Annotated in this window: 5 protein-coding genes and 3 tRNA genes; 1 reads left to right on the forward strand and 7 read right to left on the reverse strand. The window is 62.9% G+C overall.

All coding sequences use genetic code 11. The annotated features are described in order from the left end of the window. Window positions 1–102: 102 nt before the first annotated feature. From HMPREF3115_RS00880 to tig, 7 genes are all read right to left on the reverse strand, one after another. Window positions 103–178, reverse strand: a tRNA-Glu gene (locus HMPREF3115_RS00880). Window positions 179–239: 61 nt separating this feature from the next. Continuing rightward, window positions 240–316: transfer RNA gene (locus HMPREF3115_RS00885), tRNA-Asp, on the reverse strand. A gap of 23 nt (window positions 317–339) precedes the next feature. After that, window positions 340–415, reverse strand: a tRNA-Val gene (locus HMPREF3115_RS00890). Between the two features lie 200 nt (window positions 416–615). After that, window positions 616–3,042, reverse strand: coding sequence for an endopeptidase La (gene lon / locus HMPREF3115_RS00895; protein WP_070553213.1), 2,427 nt, complete (start codon window positions 3,040–3,042; stop codon window positions 616–618). A gap of 198 nt (window positions 3,043–3,240) precedes the next feature. After that, on the reverse strand, window positions 3,241–4,512 hold the full coding sequence (gene clpX, locus HMPREF3115_RS00900) for an ATP-dependent Clp protease ATP-binding subunit ClpX (protein ID WP_006402239.1): 1,272 nt from the start codon (window positions 4,510–4,512) through the stop codon (window positions 3,241–3,243). A 164-nt stretch (window positions 4,513–4,676) separates the two neighbouring features. Beyond that, the gene (gene clpP / locus HMPREF3115_RS00905; RefSeq protein WP_006408392.1) at window positions 4,677–5,330 is read right to left on the reverse strand and encodes an ATP-dependent Clp endopeptidase proteolytic subunit ClpP; all 654 of its coding nucleotides are present in this window, start codon (window positions 5,328–5,330) and stop codon (window positions 4,677–4,679) included. A gap of 140 nt (window positions 5,331–5,470) precedes the next feature. Next, entirely contained in the window at window positions 5,471–6,820 is a 1,350-nt protein-coding gene (gene tig, locus HMPREF3115_RS00910) for a trigger factor (protein ID WP_070553215.1), read from the reverse strand. 423 nt (window positions 6,821–7,243) lie between these two features. Between tig and HMPREF3115_RS00915 the strand changes: the two genes are divergently transcribed. After that, on the forward strand, window positions 7,244–7,450 hold a 207-nt coding region (locus tag HMPREF3115_RS00915; RefSeq protein WP_006416449.1), incomplete at its 3' end, for a glycerate kinase.

Raw genomic sequence — 7,450 nt, forward strand, 5'->3', positions numbered from 1 at the left:
GGTATTCTAACCGACTGAACTACCGCTCCAGTCTTGCTGCTTGCCTGGCAGGCGTCGGTTGCTTCCTGCCGGCGCATCGTTTGTTCGAACGACGCCGAAATCTGGCGTCCCCTAGGGGATTCGAACCCCTGTACTCACCGTGAAAGGGTGATGTCCTAGGCCTCTAGACGAAGGGGACAACGTACTGCTTACACCTTAATACAAAAGCCCGCTCAAAATGGCTTGAACGGGCTTCGTTCTGGCGGAGCGGACGGGACTCGAACCCGCGCCCCCCGGCGTGACAGGCCGGTATTCTAACCGACTGAACTACCGCTCCATGGTCTTGCCGAACCGGGAAACTGGTGGGTGCTGAGGGGATCGAACCCCCGACCTACGCCTTGTAAGGGCGCCGCTCTACCAGCTGAGCTAAGCACCCGTTTCCGATTCGATCTGGCTGCGATCTGCGTTTCCGCATCAACAACCAGCGAGCCTGCGATTCTAATTCATCCCCGAATACTTTGCTAGCCCCGAGCACGATTTTTTCGTCAGCCGACGCACACGCTCCCGACGACGCACGTAAAAAAACCCGCGGACACGCCGCGGGTTTCGTGAACGACCGTCAGGACGGTGTTCCGGTCAGTGCTTGACGACCTCGGTCGAGCCGGCATCCTTCGACGCCTCGGCTACCGGCGCCGACGAAGCCTTCGCTTCCTCTTCCGGCGGCAGCGGTGTCGGCAGACGTTCGAGCGCGAGTTCCAGCACCTTGTCGATCCAGCGGACCGGCACGATCTCGATCGCGTTCTTCACGTTGTCCGGAATCTCGGCGAGATCCTTCACGTTCTCTTCCGGGATCAGCACGAGCTTGATGCCGCCGCGATGCGCCGCGAGCAGCTTCTCCTTCAGCCCGCCGATCGGCAGCACTTCGCCGCGCAGCGTGATTTCACCCGTCATCGCGACATCGGCACGCACCGGGATACCGGTCAGCACCGACACCAGCGCCGTCGTCATCGCTCCGCCGGCGGACGGACCGTCCTTCGGCGTCGCACCTTCCGGCACGTGGATGTGGATATCCTGCTTCTCGAACGCTTCGTCCTTGATGCCCAGACGCCGGGAACGCGACCGCACGACCGAACGCGCTGCCTCGACCGACTCCTTCATCACGTCGCCGAGCGAACCGGTGCGAATCACGTTGCCCTTGCCCGGCATCACCGCGGCTTCGATCGTCAGCAGATCGCCGCCGACTTCCGTCCACGCGAGGCCCGTCACCTGACCGACCTGGTTTTCCTTCGCCGCGAGGCCGAAGTCGTACTTGCGCACGCCGAGGAACGTGTCGAGGTTGTCGCCGTCAACCTTGATCGCGCCCGATGCCTTCTTCAGCAGCAGCATCTTCACGACCTTGCGGCAGATCTTCGACACTTCGCGCTCGAGCGAACGCACACCGGCTTCGCGCGTGTAGTAGCGGATGATGTCGCGGATCGCCTGCTCGGTGACCTCGATCTCGCCGTCCTTCAGACCGTTGTTCTTCTTCTGCTTCGGCAGCAGGTAACGCTGCGCGATGCTGACCTTCTCGTCTTCCGTGTAGCCGGACAGACGAATCACTTCCATCCGGTCGAGCAGCGGCGGCGGGATGTTCAGCGAGTTCGACGTCGCGACGAACATCACGTCCGACAGATCGAAGTCGACTTCGATGTAGTGGTCGGCGAACGTGTGGTTCTGTTCCGGATCGAGCACTTCGAGCAGCGCCGACGACGGATCGCCGCGGAAATCCATGCCCATCTTGTCGACTTCGTCGAGCAGGAAGAGCGGATTGCGCACGCCGACCTTCGCGAGGCTTTGCAGGATCTTGCCCGGCATCGAGCCGATATACGTGCGGCGGTGACCACGGATCTCGGCTTCGTCACGCACGCCGCCGAGCGCCATCCGGACGAACTTGCGGTTCGTCGCACGGGCGATCGACTGGCCGAGCGAGGTCTTGCCGACGCCCGGGGGCCCGACGAGGCAGAGGATCGGCGCCTTCACCTTGTCGACGCGCTGCTGCACCGCGAGATACTCGAGGATCCGCTCCTTGACCTTCTCGAGGCCGTAGTGATCCTCGTCGAGCACCTGCTCGGCGTTCGACAGGTCGTTGTTGACCTTGCTCTTCTTGCGCCACGGCAGGCCGATCAGCGTGTCGATGTAGTTGCGCACGACGGTCGCTTCGGCCGACATCGGCGACATCAGCTTCAGCTTCTTCAGCTCGGCGTCGGCCTTCTTCTTGGCTTCCTTCGGCATGCGCGCGGCGTTGATGCGCTTCTCGAGCTCCTCGAGATCCGCACCCTCTTCGCCTTCGCCCAGCTCCTTCTGGATCGCCTTCACCTGTTCGTTCAGGTAGTACTCGCGCTGGCTCTTTTCCATCTGGCGCTTCACGCGCCCGCGGATGCGCTTTTCGACCTGCAGGATGTCGATCTCGGCTTCGAGCTGCGCGAGCAGGTGCTCGAGGCGCTCGATGACCGGGAACATCTCGAGGATGTGCTGCTTCTGGTCGAGCTTCAGCGGCAGACGCTCGGCGATCATGTCGGCGAGACGGCCTGCTTCGTCGATGCCCGACAGCGACGTGAGGATCTCCGGCGGGATCTTCTTGTTCAGCTTCACGTACTGATCGAACTGCGACACGATCGCACGGCGCAGCGCTTCCGTTTCGGCGCTGTCCGCATGATCGGGCTCGAGCGGCATCACTTCGCAGGAGAACTGCGTCTCCTGTTCCTCGATCGACAATGCCTTCGCGCGCTGCAGCCCCTCGACGAGCACCTTCACTGTGCCGTCCGGCAGCTTCAGCATCTGCAGGATGTTGGCAATACAACCGACTTCGTACATGTCCTTGTCGGTCGGTTCGTCCTTCGCCGCGGTCTTCTGGGCGACGAGCATGATGTGCTTGCCGCCTTCCATTGCTGCTTCGAGGGCCTTGATCGATTTCGGCCGGCCCACGAAGAGCGGAATCACCATGTGCGGGAAAACGACGACGTCCCGCAGCGGCAGCAGCGGGAGCGTGATGCGTTCCGGCGGGAGAAGTTGGGTGCCTGACATTTCATTTCCCCATGAGTGGAATCAATTGTTCGGTAATTGAGGCCGGCACATCGGATTGCAAGCCTTCAAGTGCGGGAAATATTCGGTAAGAAAGTAACCACCGCGTGTCGAGTCAGAGTTACCCACAAGATAAACGAAAAAAAGCCGCCCACGTTTTCATGAACGGCCCTTTTTCGCAGAACATCGTCGGCAAGCCGGTCAGTTCGAACCCGCCACCTTCGGCGTGTCCTCGTAGATCAGCAACGGCTTGCCGTCGCCATCGATCACGTTCTCATCGATGATGACCTTGCTGACCCCTTTCATCGTGGGCAGCTCGTACATCACGTCGAGCAACGCCTGTTCGATGATCGAGCGCAAGCCGCGCGCGCCGGTCTTACGACGGATCGCCTTGCGGGCGACCGCCTGCAGCGCGGCCGGGCGAATCTCCAGCTCGACGCGCTCCATCGCGAACAGCTTGTGATACTGCTTGACGAGCGCGTTCTTCGGCTCGACGAGGATCTTCATCAGCGCGGCCTCGTCCAGCTTGCCGAGCGTCGCGACCACGGGCAGACGGCCGATCAATTCGGGGATCAGACCGAATTTGATCAGGTCTTCCGGCTCGACGTCGCGCAGCACTTCGCCCGCGTCGCGATCCTGCTTGCTCTTGACCGTCGCGCCAAAGCCGATGCCCGTCTTTTCGGTGCGATCGGTGATCACCTTTTCGAGGCCGTCGAACGCGCCGCCGCAGATGAACAGGATGTTCGTCGTGTCGACCTGGATGAAATCCTGGTTCGGGTGCTTGCGGCCGCCCTGCGGCGGCACCGACGCCATCGTGCCCTCGACGAGCTTCAGCAGCGCCTGCTGCACGCCTTCGCCCGACACGTCGCGCGTGATCGACGGGTTGTCCGACTTGCGGCTGATCTTGTCGATCTCGTCGATATAGACGATGCCGCGCTGAGCCTTGTCGACCTCGTAGTTGCAGTTCTGCAACAGCTTCTGGATGATGTTCTCGACGTCCTCGCCGACGTAGCCGGCTTCGGTCAGCGTCGTCGCATCGGCGATCACGAACGGCACGTTGAGCAACCGCGCGAGCGTCTGCGCGAGCAGCGTCTTGCCGGAGCCGGTCGGCCCGATCAGCAGGATGTTGCTCTTCGACAGCTCGACGTCGTCCTTCTTGTCGAGATGCTTCAGACGCTTGTAGTGGTTGTACACGGCGACCGCGAGGATCTTCTTCGCGCGCTCCTGCCCGATCACGTATTGATCGAGGATGTCGCGAATCTCCTGCGGGCTCGGCAGATCCGAGCGGGACAGGCTGGCCTCGACGCCGGCGGCGGCCGCCTCGTCGCGAATGATCTCGTTGCAGAGGTCGATGCACTCATCGCAGATGAACACCGACGGGCCCGCGATGAGTTTTTTCACCTCATGCTGACTCTTCCCGCAAAACGAGCAATACAACAGCTTCTCGCTGTTCGAACCTTTTTTGTCCGCCATGAATGTAGAGCCTCCGGACAGGTAAATGACATGATACGCCGATTACTCCGGACACCGCGCGCGGGACGCGGCCGAAGCCGGCTGATGCGCTTGCCGCAGATGCTCAGGGCATTTCGGGACACTGCCGGGGCGCCGCACGAAACGGGGCGGCACCCCACTTAAGTTCAGGGACGCTTCAGCAGCACCTGGTCGATCAACCCGTACGCCTTCGCGTCCTCGCTCGACATGAAGTTATCACGGTCGGTGTCGCGCGCGATGCGCTCGACGTCCTGGCCCGTATGCTGCGCGAGCAGGTGGTTGAGCCGCTCCTTGAGGTACAGGATCTCGCGCGCCTGGATCTCGATATCGGACGCCTGGCCGCGCGCGCCGCCGAGCGGCTGGTGAATCATCACGCGCGAGTTCGGCAGCGCAAAACGCTTGCCCTTCGCGCCCGACGCGAGCAGGAACGCGCCCATGCTGGCCGCGAGCCCCATGCAAAGCGTCGACACGTCCGGCTTGATGAACTGCATCGTGTCGTAGATCGCCATGCCGGCCGACACCGAGCCGCCCGGGCTGTTGATGTACAGGCTGATGTCCTTGTCGGGATTCTCGCTCTCGAGGAACAGCAGTTGCGCGACCACCAGGTTGGCCGTCTGGTCGTTCACTTCGCCGACCATGAATACCAGGCGCTCCTTCAGGAGACGCGAATAGATGTCGTACGAACGCTCGCCGCGGCCGCTCGTTTCGACGACGATCGGCACGAGCCCCAGCGCTTGCGCCTCGAAACCCTGCGGCGCGTTCGAAGCAAGCATGTCCAGCAATTCAGCGCGAGTGATCATTCAATGAACCTTGTTCGAATGGAAAATTGAACGGAGGGAAGCCGCCCGCTCAATCGCCATATTAATGGCAACCGTGCGCCCGACGTAAAAACGGCGTGCAGGCCGTCGCTCCGACAGCCGGCACGCCGCTGCTGCGACAGTTACGCTTGCGCCGATGCGCTTGCGAGTGCCTCGAAGCTCACTTCCTTGTCCGTCACCTTTGCCTTGCCCAGCACGAAGTCGACGACGTTGCTTTCAACGACGAACGCTTCCATCTCGGCGAGGCGCTGCTGGTTGGAATAATACCAGCGGACCACTTCCTTCGGGTCTTCGTAGCTCTTCGCGAACTCGTCGACTTCCGCGCGGATCTGCTCGGGCTTCGCTTCCAGGCCGTTCGCCTTGACCAGCTCGGCGAGCACGAGGCCCAGCTTCACGCGGCGCTCGGCCTGCTCGGCGAACATTTCGGCCGGGATCGGCGCGTCCTTCGCGTTCGGCACGCCGCGCTGCGCGAGATCCTGACGCGCCATCTCGACGAGACGCTGCTGATCCTGCTCGATCAGCGCCTTCGGCACGTCGAGTTCGGAGATCTTCAGCAGCGCGTCCATCACCTGGTTCTTCACGATCGCCTGCGTGCGGCGCTTCGCCTCGCGCTCGAGGTTTTCCTTGATCTCGTTGCGCATCTTCGTGAGATCGCCGTCTTCGATGCCGAGCGACTTCGCGAATTCGGCGTCGATCTCCGGCAGGTGCGGCCATTCGACCTTCTTCATCGTGACCGTGAACTGCGCGGTCTTGCCCGCGACGTCCTTGCCGTGATAGTCGTCCGGGAACTTCAGGTCGAACGTGCGCGACTCGCCGGCCTTCAGACCGAGCGCCGCCTGTTCGAATTCCGGCAGCATGCGGCCTTCGCCCAGCACGAACGGGAAGTCTTCGGCGGTGCCGCCCGGGAACGCGACGTCGTCGATCTTGCCGACGAAGTCGACCGTCACGCGGTCGCCGTTCTGCGCCGCGGTGTCCGCGCCGCCGTCGCCGTGCTCGCCCGCTTCGCCGCGTGCGTGGAAGTGCACGCGCTGCTTGCGCAGGATGTCGAGCGTGCGGTCGATTTCGGCGTCGCCGATCGTCGTCGTCGTCGAGCGCTCGACTTCAGCGGTCGACAGATCGCCGATCTTCACTTCCGGGTAAACCTCGAACGTCGCGTCGAACGCGTAGGCGTCGTCCGACTGCTCCTGCTTCGGCGCGAAGCTCGGCTGACCGGCGACGCGCAGGTTCTCCGCGCGGCTGATCGTGAAGAATTCCTGGCCGATCTTGTCGCTCAGCACTTCCGCCTCGACCTGACCCGCGTACTGCTGCGCGACCATCTTCAGCGGCACCTTGCCCGGGCGGAAACCCGGCATGCGCACGTTCTTCGCGAGTTTCTGGATACGGGCGTCGATTTCCTTCTGCACCGTCTCTTTCGGCAAAGAAATCGTCACGCGGCGTTCAAGCTTGCCGAGGTTCTCAACAACGTTAGCCATGGCTTCAATCGTCCTAAAATTATTCGAGCGAATCGGTTTTTCCTTGCCGTGCCTGCCTGGCGCGCGCGCACGCCGCGCCGGAGCGCCACGCCATCCCTGCACGCGCCGGATGGCTAGCGCAAGCGGCTCGGAGCACGGCTTTGGCCGGAAGAATCGACTATTCTAGCAAACAATTTTCGTCATACCGCCAGATCGGCGCGTCGCGGCAGTCGTTCGCCGCGTCGTGCGCGCGACGCTCCGGCTCCCCGGCTTGCCGCACGCGATCCGTCGCACGTTGCGTGCCGCGCCGCGCGCTCGGCGCGATGGATTACCGTTATGCCGTGCGCCATATCCATCGCGCGCCGCCATCCTGTAAGCTCCGAATGAAGGTGCGCCGTCATCGCACCCCGATTCCTCACACCAATCACGCTTTCCGGAGACACCATGCCGCAACACCCGTCCGCGCCTGTCGTCGTCATCGCGCCCGATTCGTTCAAAGGCTCGCTTTCCGCCGAGCAGGTCGCGGACGCGATCGCGACCGGCATCCGCCGTGCGCGCGCCGACGCCGTCGTGCGCTGCTGCCCGATGGCCGACGGCGGCGAAGGCACGCTCGACGCGATGCTCGCCCGCGGCGGCACGCGGCGCACGCTG

Origin of the sequence: Burkholderia sp. HMSC10F09 (assembly GCF_001806955.1) — a bacterium.
Classification (GTDB): Bacteria; Pseudomonadota; Gammaproteobacteria; order Burkholderiales; family Burkholderiaceae; genus Burkholderia; species Burkholderia multivorans.